Origin of the sequence: Paraburkholderia flava (assembly GCF_004359985.1) — a bacterium.
Lineage (GTDB): Bacteria > Pseudomonadota > Gammaproteobacteria > Burkholderiales > Burkholderiaceae > Paraburkholderia > Paraburkholderia flava.
The window spans coordinates 1,114,741-1,129,120 of sequence record NZ_SMRO01000001.1 but is presented as its reverse complement, the minus strand read 5'-3'; the positions used below and the strand labels follow the sequence as shown (position 1 = coordinate 1,129,120).

Annotated in this window: 15 protein-coding genes; 8 read left to right on the top strand and 7 right to left on the bottom strand. The window is 63.5% G+C overall.

Annotated features, from left to right (window positions below; all coding sequences use genetic code 11):
- The first annotated feature begins 39 nt into the window (after positions 1–39).
- The 3 genes from E1748_RS04955 to E1748_RS04945 all read left to right on the top strand — a co-directional run bounded on the left by E1748_RS04955 (position 40) and on the right by E1748_RS04945 (position 4,184).
- Entirely contained in the window at positions 40–1,443 is a 1,404-nt protein-coding gene (locus tag E1748_RS04955; RefSeq protein ID WP_133646020.1) for an LLM class flavin-dependent oxidoreductase, read from the top strand.
- A gap of 164 nt (positions 1,444–1,607) precedes the next feature.
- Complete coding sequence (locus E1748_RS04950) at positions 1,608–2,786, top strand: acyl-CoA dehydrogenase family protein (protein WP_133646019.1); 1,179 nt, start codon at positions 1,608–1,610, stop codon at positions 2,784–2,786.
- Between the two features lie 69 nt (positions 2,787–2,855).
- Positions 2,856–4,184, top strand: coding sequence for an Nramp family divalent metal transporter (locus tag E1748_RS04945; protein ID WP_133646018.1), 1,329 nt, complete (start codon positions 2,856–2,858; stop codon positions 4,182–4,184).
- 162 nt (positions 4,185–4,346) lie between these two features.
- On the opposite strand, the gene flhC is transcribed toward E1748_RS04945, so the two are convergent.
- The 3 genes from flhC to E1748_RS04930 form a co-directional block, all read right to left on the bottom strand.
- Positions 4,347–4,919, bottom strand: a complete 573-nt coding sequence (gene flhC / locus E1748_RS04940) for a flagellar transcriptional regulator FlhC (RefSeq protein ID WP_133646017.1) — start codon at positions 4,917–4,919, stop codon at positions 4,347–4,349.
- Between the two features lie 15 nt (positions 4,920–4,934).
- Positions 4,935–5,255: a flagellar transcriptional regulator FlhD gene (gene flhD / locus E1748_RS04935; protein WP_133646016.1), complete on the bottom strand. Its 321-nt coding sequence runs from the start codon at positions 5,253–5,255 to the stop codon at positions 4,935–4,937.
- A gap of 522 nt (positions 5,256–5,777) precedes the next feature.
- Positions 5,778–7,001: a YeeE/YedE family protein gene (locus tag E1748_RS04930; RefSeq protein ID WP_133646015.1), complete on the bottom strand. Its 1,224-nt coding sequence runs from the start codon at positions 6,999–7,001 to the stop codon at positions 5,778–5,780.
- A 368-nt stretch (positions 7,002–7,369) separates the two neighbouring features.
- Here E1748_RS04930 and queF point away from each other — a divergent pair, with 368 nt between their 5' ends.
- Together queF and E1748_RS04920 are read left to right on the top strand one after the other, a co-directional pair.
- The gene (queF, locus tag E1748_RS04925) at positions 7,370–8,173 is read left to right on the top strand and encodes an NADPH-dependent 7-cyano-7-deazaguanine reductase QueF (protein WP_133646014.1); all 804 of its coding nucleotides are present in this window, start codon (positions 7,370–7,372) and stop codon (positions 8,171–8,173) included.
- 23 nt (positions 8,174–8,196) lie between these two features.
- A complete protein-coding gene (locus E1748_RS04920) occupies positions 8,197–9,153 on the top strand; it encodes a queuosine precursor transporter (RefSeq protein WP_240766325.1) in 957 nt (318 codons plus the stop codon).
- On the opposite strand, the gene E1748_RS04915 is transcribed toward E1748_RS04920, so the two are convergent.
- Positions 9,143–9,730, bottom strand: a complete 588-nt coding sequence (locus E1748_RS04915) for a S24 family peptidase (protein ID WP_276324021.1) — start codon at positions 9,728–9,730, stop codon at positions 9,143–9,145. The two genes, E1748_RS04920 and E1748_RS04915, sit on opposite strands and share 11 nt — an antisense overlap.
- Positions 9,731–10,589: 859 nt before the next feature.
- Here E1748_RS04915 and E1748_RS04910 point away from each other — a divergent pair.
- Positions 10,590–10,874 carry a hypothetical protein gene (locus E1748_RS04910; RefSeq protein ID WP_133646012.1) on the top strand — a complete coding sequence of 95 codons (285 nt, stop codon included), beginning with the start codon at positions 10,590–10,592 and terminating at the stop codon, positions 10,872–10,874.
- 74 nt (positions 10,875–10,948) lie between these two features.
- Positions 10,949–11,251, top strand: a complete 303-nt coding sequence (locus E1748_RS04905; RefSeq protein ID WP_133646011.1) for a hypothetical protein — start codon at positions 10,949–10,951, stop codon at positions 11,249–11,251.
- A 40-nt stretch (positions 11,252–11,291) separates the two neighbouring features.
- Here the strand turns inward: E1748_RS04905 and E1748_RS04900 are convergent, their stop codons facing one another.
- The 3 genes from E1748_RS04900 to E1748_RS04890 form a co-directional block, all read right to left on the bottom strand.
- Complete coding sequence (locus E1748_RS04900; RefSeq protein ID WP_133647234.1) at positions 11,292–12,002, bottom strand: 2OG-Fe(II) oxygenase; 711 nt, start codon at positions 12,000–12,002, stop codon at positions 11,292–11,294.
- A gap of 209 nt (positions 12,003–12,211) precedes the next feature.
- Positions 12,212–12,760 carry a GNAT family N-acetyltransferase gene (locus E1748_RS04895; RefSeq protein WP_133646010.1) on the bottom strand — a complete coding sequence of 183 codons (549 nt, stop codon included), beginning with the start codon at positions 12,758–12,760 and terminating at the stop codon, positions 12,212–12,214.
- A 96-nt stretch (positions 12,761–12,856) separates the two neighbouring features.
- Positions 12,857–13,696, bottom strand: coding sequence for a helix-turn-helix domain-containing protein (locus E1748_RS04890; RefSeq protein WP_240766321.1), 840 nt, complete (start codon positions 13,694–13,696; stop codon positions 12,857–12,859).
- A 153-nt stretch (positions 13,697–13,849) separates the two neighbouring features.
- Between E1748_RS04890 and E1748_RS04885 the strand changes: the two genes are divergently transcribed.
- On the top strand, positions 13,850–14,218 hold the full coding sequence (locus tag E1748_RS04885; protein ID WP_133647233.1) for a nuclear transport factor 2 family protein: 369 nt from the start codon (positions 13,850–13,852) through the stop codon (positions 14,216–14,218).
- Positions 14,219–14,380 lie beyond the last annotated feature (162 nt).

The window sequence follows — 14,380 nt, the reverse complement described above, 5'->3', positions numbered from 1 at the left end:
ACCGCGCGTGCGGCATTTTCCACGCGACGGAGCCCCGCGATGACGAAGAAGCAGATCCTGCTGAACGCGTTCAACATGAACGCCGTCGGCCACATCAATCACGGCCTGTGGACGCATCCGCGCGACCGCTCCGCGCATTACACGGATCTCGACTACTGGACCGATCTCGCGCGCACGCTCGAACGTGGTTTGTTCGACGGGATTTTTCTGGCGGATATCGTCGGCGTGTACGACGTGTATCAGGGCGGTCCCGACACGCCGCTGCGCGAATCGGTGCAGATTCCGATCAACGATCCGTCGCTGATCGTGCCCGCGATGGCTGCGGTGACGAAGCATCTCGGCTTCGGCGTGACCGCGAATCTGACCTACGAGCCGCCGTATCTGTTCGCACGACGCATGTCGACGCTCGATCATCTGACCAGAGGACGTGTCGGCTGGAATATCGTGACCGGCTATCTGGACAGCGCCGCGCGCGGCATGGGGCTCACGCAGCAGATCGCTCACGACGACCGCTACGACCGCGCTGACGATTACATGGACGTGGTCTACAAGCTGTGGGAGCAGAGCTGGGAAGACGATGCCGTGCTGCGCGATCGCGCGTCGCGGGTGTTCGCGGACCCGGCGAAAGTGCATCGCGTGCAGCACGATGGTCCGTACTACTCGGTCGACGCGATTCATCTGAGCGAGCCGTCGCCGCAGCGCACGCCGGTGCTGTACCAGGCCGGGTCGTCGCAGCGCGGGATGGATTTCGCCGCGCGTCACGCGGAATGCGTGTTCGTCGGCGGGCAGAACAAGCCGCTGACGCGCTCGATCGTCGACGATATCCGGGCGCGCGCGGTGCGCTTCGGCCGCGCGCCGGATGACATCAAGATCTTTGCCGGTATCACGGTGGTGGTCGGCGAGACGGAACGGGCCGCGCAGGAAAAGTTCGACGAGTATCGACGTTACGCGAGTGCGGAAGGCGGCATCGCGCATTTCTCCAGTTCGACGGGCATCGATTTCTCGCAGTACGAGCTCGACGAACCGATTTCGTATGTGAAGACCGAGTCGATGCAATCGGCGGTCGAGGCGATTTCGAAGAAGAGCACGACCGGCGTGTGGACCAAGCGCAAGGTGCTCGAACAGATGACGCTCGGCGGTCGCGCGAAACCGGTGGTCGGCTCGCCGCAGCAGATCGCCGACGAACTGGTGTCGTGGATCGACGAGACGGGTATCGACGGATTCAATCTGACGCGTACCGTGATGCCGGAATCGTTCGTCGATTTCGTCGATCTTGTTGTGCCCGAGTTGCAGAATCGCGGCGTCTACAAGACCGATTATGCTAATTACGCCGAGGCGCCGACGCTGCGTGAAAAGCTGTTCGGTGCGGGGCGTGCACGACTGCCTGAAGTGCATGCGGGTGCGCAGCATCGGCGGCGCGTGCAGGCGCCGGCCGAAGCGTAAGGGCGTGACGAGGCTCGCGCTTATACTGGTGACGGCGATCCGCGAGCCATTCCACACGATGTGCACGACACATCGACACAGAAATTTTCCGGAAGAGACATCGACATGAAGCAGGCATTCGCCGACTTGCGATCCGCACAGACGTGGCAGCGCACGGAGGCCGCATGAACGATCCACGCAGTCCCGCGTTGAGTCCGGATCTCGCCGGCCTGCTCGCCGCGTTGCGCGAAACCGCTGCGCAGCGCGATCGCGACGGCGGCCACGCCGCGCAGGAAAAACAATGGATCGCCGACGCCGGTCTGCTGACACTCGCCGTGCCGCGCGAATTCGGCGGCGCGGGCGCACGCTGGACCGACATCTATCGGACGATTCGCGCGCTCGCTACGGTCGATAGCGCGCTTGCGCATCTGGTCGGGTTCCAGTGTCTGCAGATAGTGAGCGTCGACGTGTGGGGCAACGACGTGCAGCGCGAACGTTATCTGCGCGGCACGGTGGACGCGCGCTGGTGGTGGGGCAACGCAGTCAATCCGCTCGACTCACGACTCGTCGCAACGGCAACGGCGGACGGCGGCTATAGCGTGACCGGCGTGAAGGGCTTCTGCTCCGGTACACGCGGCTCGTCGATGATGACCGTGTCCGCACACGATCCCGCGACCCGCAAACCGGCCGTCGCAGTCGTGCCGACCACGCGCGAAGGCATCACCGTGCACGACGACTGGGACCCGATCGGTCAGCGGCAAACCGACAGTGGCAGCGTGTCATTCGAGAACGTGCGGATCGACGCGCATGAGGTGCTGCATCGCTCGGAAGTGACGCCGACGCCGCGCGCGACGTTGCGCACGCTCGTGTCGCAACTGGTGCTGACCAATCTGTTCACCGGAATCGCGCAGGGCGCGCTCGACGAAGCGCGTCGCTACGTGACGCAGCATGGGCGTCCGTGGATCGCATCGGGTGTCGAGAAGGCCACCGACGATCCATACATGCTTCAACGCTTCGGCGAAATGCGCTTGCGCGCTGTCAGCGCCGAAGCGCTCGCCGACCGCGCAGCGCAAGCACTCGACGATGCGTGGAACGAAGGAACAAATCTGACCGCCGATGCACGCGCGCACGTCGCGCTCGCCGTATCGGAAGCGAAGATCGTCGCGCATCGCGCGGCGCTCGAGGTCAGCGAAAACCTGTTCGACGCATGCGGCGCACGCGCGACCGGCGCGTCGCTCGCGCTCGACCGATTCTGGCGCAACGCGCGCGTGCACACGCTGCACGACCCGCTCGACTATCGGCTCCGCGACCTCGGACGCTACGCGCTCAACGGGACATTGCCGGAAGTTTCTCTGTACACTTGAGCCCGTTCGCCGCCCCCGCTGCTACTGTCGACGCGGCCTCGCGGCGCCTGTCACCGCGAGGAACCCGGCTTGCTGTTCAAACTTCCGACCACCGCCACCGCACCGTTTTGTCCATCCGAAGTTCAAGGCTCGGTCGCCGTCTCAACGAGCGCACCGTTCTGGAAAAAAATCCTCCAGTTTGCGGGGCCTGGTCTGCTGGTCTCCATCGGCTATATGGACCCGGGCAACTGGGCGACCGATATCGAAGCCGGCTCGCGCTACGGCTATAGCCTGCTGTTCGTCGTCGTGCTGTCGAGCCTCGCGGCGATGGTGCTGCAGTGCCTGAGCATGCGTCTCGGCATCGTCACCGGACAAGACCTCGCGCAGCTATCGCGCGCCCGCTATTCGCCGATGGTTGCGCGCGGGCAGTGGCTGCTCGCGGAGATATCGATCATCGCGTGCGATCTCGCCGAAGTGCTCGGCGGGGCGCTCGCATTTCATCTGCTGTTCAAGTGTTCGCTGACGGTCGGCGTGCTGTTGACCGCATTCGACACGCTGATCGTGCTCGGCCTGAAGGGCAAGAATTTTCGGGACCTCGAAGCGATCATGCTGGGGCTGATCGTGACGATCGGCGTCGGCTACATCATCGAACTCGCGCTGGTGCAGCCGCACTGGCCGTCGGTGATGCAGGGGCTGGTGCCGTCGTGGCAGGCGGTCAGCGGACGCGAGCCGCTGTATCTGGCGATCGGCATCCTCGGCGCGACCGTGATGCCGCACAACCTGTATCTGCATTCGTCGATCGTGCAGACTCGCGCGGTGAAGCGCGACCGGCCGGGCATCGCGTCGGCGATCGGGTTGTCGCGCATCGATACGATCGCGTCTCTCGTGCTCGCGCTGCTGATCAACGCAGCGATCCTGATCCTCGCCGGCGCCGCGTTTCATGCGACCGGCCACAACCAGGTCACCGAGATCGAAGACGCGTACAAGCTGCTCGCGCCGATCGTCGGCACCGGTTTCGCCGCGGTGCTGTTCGCGATCACGCTGCTCGCGTCGGGGCAAAGCTCGACGTTCACCGGCACGGTCGCCGGGCAGGTGATCATGGAAGGCTTTCTGAAAATGAAGATTCCGTGCTGGCAGCGGCGCTTCATCACGCGCGCGCTGGCGCTGATCCCCGCGCTGATCGGCGTGTCGATGCTCGGCAACGGTGCGGTCGGCAAGCTGCTCGTCGCGAGCCAGGTGGTGCTGAGTCTGCAACTGCCGTTCGCGTTGTATCCGCTGATCCGGATGACCGACGACCGCACGCTGATGGGACCGTTCGCGAACCGCCTGCCGACACGGATTCTCGCGTGGCTGCTGTTCGCGGCGATCACGGCGGCGAATGTGTGGCTCGCAGTGCAGACGTTCGGCTGGATCGGCTGAGCGCGGATGCGTCGGGCGGCGCACCTGCGATTGAAGAACAACAAAAGCGAAACCACAAAAAAACAAGCCGTGTCACATGGCCCGTGACACGGCTTCATGAGGCTTGTTACCCGCCGCTGAGCGAAAACGGCTTCTTGCGAGCCGCTCTACTTCACCCCCTGTTCAGGCCGCTTCTGCAATCGTCGGCACTTCCTGTTTCGCGGCGGCGGCCGCCTTCTTCGTCTTCCCCGCGCGTGACGGCGGCTGACATGCGCCGCACACGACGTTCTGCTGCAAATCATGCCGGTGCGCGACGAACTTGCCGCTGCAACGGCAGCAAGGCGTCAGCTGCAGGATGTCGGCGTCGAAGAAACGCACGAGCGTCCATGCCCGGGTCAAATCCAGCACCGGCTCGGTCTCGCTGTGCCGGCAGTGTTCGAGATACAGCCTGTAGCCCTTGGTCAGTGCGTCCAGATGCGAGCAACGCGCTTCGTTTTTCAGGAACAGGTAAGTGTTGTAGAACAGCGAAGCATGAATGTTCGCGAGCCACGTCATGTACCAGTCCGCGGAGAACGGCAACATGCCCTTCGGCGGCGATACGCCCTTGACCTCGCGATACAGGCGGATCATGCGGTCGCGCGACAGCGTGAGTTCGCTTTCCAGCACCTGCATGCGCGCGCCCAGTTCGATCAGCGCAATCGCGCGGAACACTTCCTGAGCGTCTTCGGTCAAGCTGCGCTTGAGCGTCGCAGTCATCGTTGCAGCTCCTCGTCAGGCGAACTGCTCAGCAGGCTGGCCTGCTAGCAGGATAGCCGCGTGAGTAGGCGATACTTCCGCATGCTTCGTGGTCTGCGTCAGCGCCGACAACATCGCGTGGTCGCTGAAGCGGAAAAAACATAAAAGCTGGTCGGAGGCGGCCAGTTTGACGATCTGTGCGAGCGACAGACCGGCAAGCAAATCAGCCAGCTCCGACGACAGTCCCAGCCGGAACATCCCGACAGGCTTGTCCTCGCGCAACATGCGCTGCGCGAGCATGATGTACGACAAATTGATTTCGCGGATTGACTCCAGCGTCTCGCTGCTACGGTCCATTTTTGCTGTTTCCGAAGCCCCGAATTACCAGTCGGCATTTCCTGCCGTTATCACTTTTTAACCCCCCGCCGACGACCTTGCCGTCTGACGTTCGGCCCTTCTCTTTGATACAAGAAGTGACCACTTGATACAAGACGTTACAAATCGTAACACCTTGGAGCGAATTGTATGAAGGGGATTTCAAGAAATCAATCCCTTCTCAAAAAAATATCCGCAAAAACCACACTGAATTTCGGTAAGACTTTCATATGCGCGTAACGATAATTCGCCAAGCCTCCGTGGCTGTTGGCGAAGCGGCGCAAATCAGGCTAAACCCTTGCTGTACGCGCCTTGACGGAGAGGGGGCGGCGCCAGGGGAGAGATTTCCCGTATTAGCCGTAATGGGCCAGTCTGTCGGGAATTTGAAAAGAAGAATTCAAACGGCGCGGTAAAAACTTCGTAATGCCGGGCGCTTATTGGGGTCACCCGGGATGCCGCACAATGGTGCGGCCCCCTGTTACAAACAGCGGGAGTTTGTAACGACTAGCAGCCGGTCCGCTGGACGCGTTCGACCTCGAGACCGAACGCCGGACGCAAACGTGTGCCGACCACGTTGCCCGCGAACGCGGCGACGAGCCACAGCCAGCCGTGCAGACTGCCCGACACGATGCCGCTGAAATACGCACCGATGTTGCAGCCGTACGCGAGTCGCGCGCCATAGCCGAGCAGCAGCCCGCCGACGACAGCCGCGACGAGCGAACGCAACGGCACCCGCCATACCGGTGCATAGCGGCCGGCGAGCGCCGCCGCTGTCATCGCGCCGATCACGATGCCGATGTCCATCACGGTCGTCACGTCGTGCGAGACCGGGGCGGCGAGCGAGCCGGCATTCGCCTGCGTTGCCCAGTACGGCCAGTCCGCGACGCCGACGCCGAGTGTCGACAGCGCCTTCGCTCCCCACAGCGCGAACGCCGACGTGATGCCCCATGGTCGGCCGGACAACGCGAGCGTCGCGAAGTTGAGCAGCACGAGCGCGATCGCACCAACGAACAGCGGCCACGGACCGTGCAGCCACGGCGACGCGTGACGCGGCCGCAGCGGTTCGTCGACGAGCCGGCCGTGACGGCGCCGTTCGATCGCGACGGTCAGCGCGGCGATCGCCGCGAACACGACGAGATTCAATGCGATCGCGGGACCGGCGCCGAGTGTCTTCACGAGCGACAGCGGTTTGAGCGCGGGCAGAGCGGTCCAGAACGGCATCTGCGCGGTCGCGACCACCGAGCCGACGACGAACGCGACGAGCGTCACGATCATCCGCGTGCTGCCTCCGCCCACTGTATAGAGCGTGCCCGACGCGCAGCCGCCGCCGAGCTGCATGCCGATGCCGAACATGAACGCGCCGACGATCACCGACGTACCCGCCGGCGCGACCAGCCCAACGACGGGCCGCCCAAACAGCGAGCCGGCGGATAGCGCAGGAAAGAACAGCAGCACGCCGCTCGCGAGCATCAGCATCTGCGCGCGCAGGCCGGCGCCGCGACCGTCCGCGATGAACACGCGCCACGCGGACGTGAAGCCGAACGCCGCGTGATACAGCGACATGCCGAGCAGCGCGCCGACCACATATAGCGCGGCCTGCCGGCCGCTGACCGTCTGTGCGAGATAGAACGCGCCGAGCGCAATCAGCGCGAGCGCGACGGCGAGCGGCGTGGGGTTGATGTCGAAGCGGCGGGGCGCACGGGGCAGGGAGGATGCGAGATCGGACATGATTTGAGGTGGGTGCTGGCGGACCGGCGATAGCGCGCGCCATGGCTGGCGTGGCGGCCCACGGGTCCGGCAATCGATGATGAATGGCGATCGAAAACCTTAGCACGAATCCACGGGATGAGCCGGGCGCTCCCCGCGTCGTCGGCACCTGTCTTCGATACCGGAAACCATTGCGGGCGGCGCCGTCACCTATCCGGGTGGATAGGTGCGAATGGCGTGGTTGCCTGCCACCTCAAGTCGCCAATGCTCTTATCATCCCGGGAGCGCTTCTGGCTGCGGTCGCAAGGCTGCGGGCCGTTTATCGGGCAACGCCGACGCGGCGCGCAGAAGCAGTGCATATCGACAGGTACCTTATATGGGGATGACGAATGGAGTTGGGCAAGAAGTCGACGTATGAATCGCTGTATAACCCGGATCGACTGTTCGCGATTCCGCGCGAGATCAAGAGAAACGAGCTTGGAATCACCGACGCATTGCCGTTCTTCGGCGTCGACGTCTGGAACCACTACGAGGTGTCCTGGCTGAACCGGCGCGGCTTGCCGCAGGTCGCGATCGCCGTATTGCACATCCCGTGCGAATCGCCGAACCTGATCGAATCGAAGTCGATGAAGCTGTACTTCAACACGCTGAACAACACGCGCTTCGACAGCGTGGACGCGGTGCGCGAAACCGTGACGGCGGATCTGTCGAAGTGCGCGGGTGCGCCCGTCGTTGCGAGCCTGCAGATCGTGGACGGCGCGGCCGTTGCAGGAATGAAGGCGCTCGACGGCGAGTCGCTCGACCACCAGGACATCGCAATCGAAGACTTCGAGGTCAAGCCCGACGTGCTCAAGACAGTCGGTGGGCGGGTCTCGGAAACGGTCTACTCGAACCTGCTGAAATCGAACTGTCTCGTCACCGGCCAGCCGGATTGGGGCACCGTTTCGATCTCGTATGAAGGAGACAGAATCGACCGGGAAGGCTTGCTCCGGTACATCGTTTCGTTCCGCAACCACGAGGAGTTTCACGAGCAGTGCGTGGAGCGCATCTTCCTCGACATCTCGCGACAATGCGCGCCGGAAAAACTGTCGGTCTGCGCGCGGTACACGCGGCGCGGGGGCATCGACATCAATCCCATCCGAACCTCGGAGCGCATCGAGGCAGCGACGAACGATCGCCTCGTCAGACAATGATGCCGCCGGCCGGAGAACCGAACATGCAGAAACCGACGCATCAGATCGAGGCCGTCATCGAGCCCACCGAGGCTCAGAAGAAGGTGATCGTGCGGGTCAAGGTCAGCGAGTCGGGCGTCACGTTCAAGATGCCCGCGGATGATCTCTATCACCGGCACTGGCTCGAGAAATTCTCGCCTGAGGACATCGCGCACATCGCGTTCCTGAACGCGGCGATGTACACCGACGGCCTCGTGCCGATCGAATATTTTCCGAAGAAGAAACAGCAGCTCACGCGCTCCGTGCTGATGCTTGCGATGCTGTTCGTCGCGTTCATCGTCATCTCCAACGTGACGGGATTCCGCGTCATCCAGCTCCATCTGGGCTGGCTGCCCGGTGGTCTCGGCGACGCCGTCACGTTCCCGGCCGCGTTGGTCGTGTTCCCGATGACGTACATCTTCAGCACGCTCGTCACCGAGGTCTACGGATATCGCACCAGCCGTCTCGTGATCTGGGGAGGCATGACGGTCAACTTCGCGCTGGTGATCGGGATGTGGGCGGTCTCGCTGCTTCCGGTCGCGCCCGAATGGGGCGCGCAGAACCAGGCGGCGATTGCCGGCTACGACATCCTCGTGGGCAATTTTTCGCGGACCTTCCTGGCGTCGACGGTCGCGTACTTCTGCGGCGAATTTATCAACACGACGCTGCTCGCCAAACTGAAGATCGCGAGCGCAGGGAAGTATCTGTGGGGACGTGTGCTGTTCAGCACGGGCTTTGCGATCACCGTGGATAGCGCGATCTTCTGCACGCTACTGTTCTACGGCGTGCTGCCGATGCATGCGATCGTGCCGATGATTCTTTTCCAGATCACGGTGAAGGCCATCTACGAACTCGCGCTGCTGCCCGTGACGACCCACGTCTCCAGCTGGTTGAAGAAGATCGACAAGATCGACTACTACGACTTCAACACCAACTTCAATCCGTTCGCGTTCAAGGACTGACGCCTTCCTGCATCCGCGATTCCGTGACGACGCCGAGCACCCGCACGGCGTCGTCGAGCGATACGGCAGCCGGGTCGCTGGCATGATCGATACGCTTGAGATAGATCGCACTGCCGTCCTTCGTGAACCGGCGGACCACCGCATCGCGTGCGTTGAACGACACGACGCCGACCTGGCCGTCGCGATACTGCGATGCAGGTTCGACGATGATCAATGAACCGGCGCGGAAGCGCGGCTCCATCGACGGCGTGGTTCGTACCGCAAACGTGCCGGCTGCCGGCGCGGTGTCGACGGTCAACGAATGCAACGGGCGGTCCGTCTTCAGTGCGCCGTCCGCGAACGGCACGATCTGCTCCCAGTCGAGGATAGGAATCGGATACGCACGTTCGCTACCGGTGATGTAGCCAACGGTCGAATCCAGTGCGCCCGCAATCGCCGACAGCGAGCTGAGACGCGGGTCGGCTGTTTCTCCGGACAGAATCCGGCTGAGCGTGCCCGGCGACATGCCGGTCGTGCGCGCAAGTTCGGCATCGATGATGTTTCTCGACTGCATCAGCTTCCTGATGCGTTGAACCATGAGCCCGGCGCGCTCTTTATTTGTCATTGTTTGCCTGATCCCATTTCCGTCACGGTCCTCGACATCCTGTCGAGATAGTTTGCCAAAATTCTCTTGCAAATATTCAATCACCGTTGAATACTTTCAATGGCCATTGCGATGCTGGCCGGTCATGCATTTCGTACCGGCGAGTAATTCGAATGGTGTGGTTCGATAGGCCCGCGTGATATCCGTAGTCGTGCGCAGTTGTGTCATCGCACCGATGGCCCGACAGAACGTTCTGTTCGATAAACGCGGGAGAAAACATCGACCTCGGCCTTGCGATCCATTTGAGGTGCAGTGGCAGCGAGATTCGCCGCGCTGTCTCGTCGAAGGCTGGACAGGGCAGATTGGGCAAGTAGAACCGAGGGCGATGGACGTCTTTCATACGATCACATTTGACACTACGCACGCACGATCGGCTAGTGACAAAAACGCGTAGTCACCGTTTTGCGGCAGGCAATGCTAGCGGAAAATCCGGGCGGCAAGAAGTACAGGGGCGAGGAGACTGAAGCGATCGCGACGGATGCGCCGACATCCGCACGGTCTTGACTGAGGTAGATCTTGAGAGAGGCCATCTATGGCTGCCTGCTTAAAGCATCAGCCATCAACGAGAACCCACCCCCCCGACGCAGGAGCGTTGCCCGTCGAAGAGGGCGCTCATGGCGTTCGCGTTGCGCCCGTAGCGGATTCCTCGCGAGTGGTTTTCGCGAGTAGTCCCATACCCGGTCAAGGCACCCACGCGCAGCGAACCGTCGCCGTTCATCTTGTGCGGCGCGATACCCATCGGTTTTCTACGTCCGCACTTCATCGTCTGGATTCCGCGTGGTCGAGCGATCGCATGTCGGACCATATGCGCCAGCGCGCGACGCGGCATGACGTCATCGCGGAACATCCGGCTTCTCGCGCACCGCAATCTCCACTCGCCAATCGATCCGACCACGACCGCCGATTCCCGTGGTGGCAACGCGCGGACGGCATTGCGTGGGCCATTCTGTTCGCGTCGATCTTTGCGTGCGGCTGCCTGCTGTTCTACGTCCTCTATGAAAGTATCGCGCACAGTCCCGGCGGACCGCCCACGACGCAGACGCCGGGGCGCGCCAACAACCGCGTCGACGGCATTTGAACGATGGCCTCGCGATGACGACGCACGACAGAGGCAGCAGGTCACGCAACGCCCAGAAGATGGAATGCGCGGCGATGGCCGAGGTCGTCGACCTCACTCCGCGCTGGAGCACGTTGATGCCGATACTGATCTCGACGATCGAGCACGGAACACAGTCCGGGAAAAACAAGGCGCTGTACCGGCTGTGCGAACTCGGCAACGACGTCGATTCGGCGCATGCGGTTCATCTGCGGATGCGAGCCGCGCTCGAGCAACTGATGGCGGCGTGGCCGCATACGACAGACACGCTCACCGCCGAGGAACGCGCGGCATTGAACGAAGCCACTGAGGTACTGGCGATCACGGCGCCCGATGTCGTGCCCGTGCGCCGCACGTAAATGAAGCGGCGACGTCCCGCTACGCCGTGGATAAAACCCGCTACTGCGCGTCGTGAAAAATCACCCCGAGCGTATGCCGCTGCCCCGAGCGCAGCCGGCTCACGCCGTGCCGCAAATTCACGCGATACGACCCGCGCGTACCCTGCACCGGCCGATGATGCACCGCGAAAATCACCGCATCGCCCTGATTCAGCGGCACGACTTCCACGCGCGACTGCATGCGCGGACGCTGCTCCGTAATCGCGAATTCGCCGCCGGTGAAATCGTCGCCGGGCGCCGACAGCAGGATCGCGACCTGCAGCGGAAACACGTGCTCGCCGTAGAGATCCTGATGCAGGCAGTTGTAGTCGTCGGTGCCGTATTGCAGGATCAGCGGCGTCGCGCGGCGCTGGCCCGCTGCGTGGCAGCGTCGCAGAAACGCGGCGTGCGTAGCGGGGTAGCGCACATCGATTCCCATCGTGTCGTTCCAGCGATTCGCGACCGGCGCGAGATGCGGATAAAACGTCTCGCGCAACGCGCCGATCGCGTCGGGCAGCGGATAGTCGAAGTACCGGTATTCGCCGCGTCCGAAGCCGTGCCGCGCCATCACGACACGGCTGCGAAACAGCGCGTCTTGCGGATACAGCGCGGCGAGTGCGCGGCATTCGCGCGGCGTCAGCAATCCGGGGAGCTGTGCGCAGCCGTGCTGGTCGAGATCGCCGTCGATGTGCGACCAGTCGAGTGCGTCGACGCGTCGGCTGATCGATTCCATCGGTGCGATCGACGGCCGCTCCACCGATGTCTTGCCGCGTCCGTCTGCGTCGAGTTCATCGGGCTCGGACTCAAGGCCGGGCAGTGTGTCCTGCAGAGTGTGATGACGCATCGCGGGTGGGCTCCGTACATTGACGATCCCAGTGTACGGAACCCTGCACGCCACGACGCCCCAAGTCTTGCTATCTAATTCGCCGAGCGGCAGCCGGACTACAGAAAGTACGCCATCAGATCCGCGTCGTAGAACGTATCGCCGACCCGCAGCCCTTCGCGTTCGCGCCCATACGCGACAAAACCCAGCGATTCGTACAGCCCGCGCGCCGCGACGTTCGTGCTCGTGACCACCAGTTGCACCTGCCGCAGCCCGTCGATGCGCCTGGCGCGCTCGAGCAACGCTTCGACCAGCGCGCGTCCGACGCCGCGCCCCGCCGCTTCCGACGCGACATACATCCCGACCGCCGATGCCTTGTGCCGCTCCCGTTCGCTCTGCGAGCGGATCAGCGCGAGCGTGCCGACGAGTGGGCCTTCGCTCGGCGTGCCGTCGCTCCCGGTCAGCGCCGCTCCGAGAATGAACCGGCCTTCATCCGCCATCGTGCCTTCGAGCGTCGCACGATATTGCTCCGGCCCGCTCGCGACCGTTTCCGCATGGCTCCTGCCGAATGCCTCGGGATGCTCGGCGAGACCGCGCAGCCGCAACTGGAAGTAAGCGTCGAGATCGGCGATGCCGAGTTGCCGGACGATGATGTCGCTTTTTGCCACGGGGGCGCTCCTCGCAGGTCGGTTGCTTGCATGGTAGCGCGGCGATCCGGGCGCACGCGTTCACACGTTGCCAACCGCCGTGAACACTGCAACCGCTCAGCGATTCGCGCCGACCGCCTGCAACGCCTGAGCCGTTTGCGCATCGGCGGGAAAGAACGCTTCGATCGCAAGTTCCGACAGCGTCACGTCGACCGGCGTACCGAACACGGTCGTCGTGCTGAAGAACGACAGCGTGCCGAGCGCGGTGCGGATCCGCAGCGGCACGACGATCTGTTCGACGCCCGATGCATCGGCGGGATCGAACGGTTCCGCGTCGGGCGGCGCGGGGTACGCGGCCAGTTCGTCGCGTAGCGCGACGAGTGTCGCGTCGCCGCTGACGTCGATCTGCCGCTGCAGCCGCGCGAGCAGATGCGCGCGCCACGCATGCCAGTTAACGATCGCCGGCGCGATGCCCTGCGGATGCAGCGACAGTCGCAGCGCATTCACCGGCGCTTCGAGCAGCGCGGGACTCGCGCTCGCGATCAGCAGCCCAAGCGCGCCGTTGGTCGACACGATGTTCCAGTGCCGGTCCACCGCAAGCGCGGGATACGGCTCGTGTCCCTTCAACACCTGCTCGACCGCTTCACGTGCGATCGCGAGCTGCGGATCGTTCAACGGACGTTCGCGAAACAGCGGCGCGTAACCCGCCGCGACGAGCAGCGTATTGCGTGCGCGCAGCGGCACGTCGAGCCGCTCGGCGAGATGCATCACCATCTCGCGGCTCGGCAGCGAGCGTCCCGATTCGACGAAGCTCAGATGCCGCGTCGAGATGTCCGCTTCGGCCGCGAGCAGCAACTGACTCATCCGGCGACGCTGCCGCCATTCACGCAGCAGATCGCCGACGGTGCGACTCACGGAGCCGACGGAGGAGGAAGACGAAAAGGAGAGTGTGTTCATGGTCCCGATGATAGCCAAAGGGCGCTGCGATTCCATTACCTCTCACGTAATCGACTGGCGGCCGCGCGTCGCCGAATCTTCAGTCCGGGCGCAGCGAAAACCTCGCCGCCCCACTTACCACCCTGAACCAAGGAGCCCGCCATGACTATGACCATGAACACGCACACCGACCTGATCGACCGCTACTTCGACGCATGGAACGAAACCGATAACACCCGCCGCCGTGAGTTGATCGCGAAGACGTGGGCGCCCGACGCGTCGTATGTCGACCCGATGCTCGCAGGCGATGGCCACGACGGCATCGACGCGATGATCCGCGCGGTCCACGAGCGCTTTCCCGGCCACACGTTCGAGCGCACCACCGACGTCGACGGCTACGCAAACCGGCTGCGTTTCTCGTGGACGCTGGCGACGCCGTCGGGCGAGCCGTTCGTCAAGGGCTCGGACTTCGGCACCGTCGACGCGCACGGCCGCCTGCAAACCGTCGTCGGTTTTCTCGACGAAGCACCGTCGTCGTCGTGACACACGCCTGCATTCGATAAAGGAGAACGCCATGCCCGTGCCCGCCCCCAGCCGGCCCGTTGTGACGTCACAACCGACATCACAGATAACGTCACAGCCGGCATCACAACGCGTCACCGCAACACTGGACACCGCAAGCAGTGCGATCGCCGGTTTCGCGTT

Excerpts from the sequence above, each read along its gene's own strand:
- E1748_RS04910 (WP_133646012.1), top strand. The coding sequence starts at position 10,590 with ATGTCGGACCATATGCGCCAGCGCGCGACGCGGCATGACGTCATCGCG.
- queF (WP_133646014.1), top strand. The coding sequence starts at position 7,370 with ATGGAGTTGGGCAAGAAGTCGACGTATGAATCGCTGTATAACCCGGAT.
- E1748_RS04890 (WP_240766321.1), bottom strand. The coding sequence starts at position 13,696 with ATGAACACACTCTCCTTTTCGTCTTCCTCCTCCGTCGGCTCCGTGAGT.
- E1748_RS04950 (WP_133646019.1), top strand. The coding sequence starts at position 1,608 with ATGAACGATCCACGCAGTCCCGCGTTGAGTCCGGATCTCGCCGGCCTG.
- E1748_RS04915 (WP_276324021.1), bottom strand. The coding sequence starts at position 9,730 with ATGGTTCAACGCATCAGGAAGCTGATGCAGTCGAGAAACATCATCGAT.
- E1748_RS04920 (WP_240766325.1), top strand. The coding sequence starts at position 8,197 with ATGCAGAAACCGACGCATCAGATCGAGGCCGTCATCGAGCCCACCGAG.
- E1748_RS04900 (WP_133647234.1), bottom strand. The coding sequence starts at position 12,002 with ATGGAATCGATCAGCCGACGCGTCGACGCACTCGACTGGTCGCACATC.
- E1748_RS04905 (WP_133646011.1), top strand. The coding sequence starts at position 10,949 with ATGGCCGAGGTCGTCGACCTCACTCCGCGCTGGAGCACGTTGATGCCG.
- E1748_RS04955 (WP_133646020.1), top strand. The coding sequence starts at position 40 with ATGACGAAGAAGCAGATCCTGCTGAACGCGTTCAACATGAACGCCGTC.
- E1748_RS04930 (WP_133646015.1), bottom strand. The coding sequence starts at position 7,001 with ATGTCCGATCTCGCATCCTCCCTGCCCCGTGCGCCCCGCCGCTTCGAC.
- flhD (WP_133646016.1), bottom strand. The coding sequence starts at position 5,255 with ATGGACCGTAGCAGCGAGACGCTGGAGTCAATCCGCGAAATCAATTTG.
- E1748_RS04885 (WP_133647233.1), top strand. The coding sequence starts at position 13,850 with ATGAACACGCACACCGACCTGATCGACCGCTACTTCGACGCATGGAAC.
- flhC (WP_133646017.1), bottom strand. The coding sequence starts at position 4,919 with ATGACTGCGACGCTCAAGCGCAGCTTGACCGAAGACGCTCAGGAAGTG.